Origin of the sequence: Sporosarcina cascadiensis (assembly GCF_009650995.1) — a bacterium.
Taxonomy (GTDB): domain Bacteria; phylum Bacillota; class Bacilli; order Bacillales_A; family Planococcaceae; genus Sporosarcina; species Sporosarcina cascadiensis.
Window position 1 is genome coordinate 1 of sequence record NZ_WHVV01000055.1, and the last position, 249, is coordinate 249.

The following is a 249-nucleotide window of genomic DNA, read 5'->3' on the forward strand; positions in this document are numbered from 1 at the left end:
GCAAAGAGGTCACACCCGTTCCCATACCGAACACGGAAGTTAAGCTCTTTAGCGCTGATGGTAGTTGGGGGTTTCCCCCTGTGAGAGTAAGACGCTGCCAGGCAATATTTTTATTTCGGTATACTGTTACGTATTTTATACATAAGAGTAAGATCGTTGAGATAATAGACTATTACCCAGGAGGATTAGCTCAGCTGGGAGAGCACCTGCCTTACAAGCAGGGGGTCGGCGGTTCGAGCCCGTCATCCT

General features: G+C 48.6%; 1 rRNA gene. It reads left to right on the forward strand.

Going from position 1 to position 249, the window contains the following annotated elements:
* A 5S ribosomal RNA gene (gene rrf / locus GDZ68_RS18015) occupies window positions 1–103 on the forward strand; the annotation flags it as partial.
* Between the last annotated feature and the right edge of the window lie 146 nt (window positions 104–249).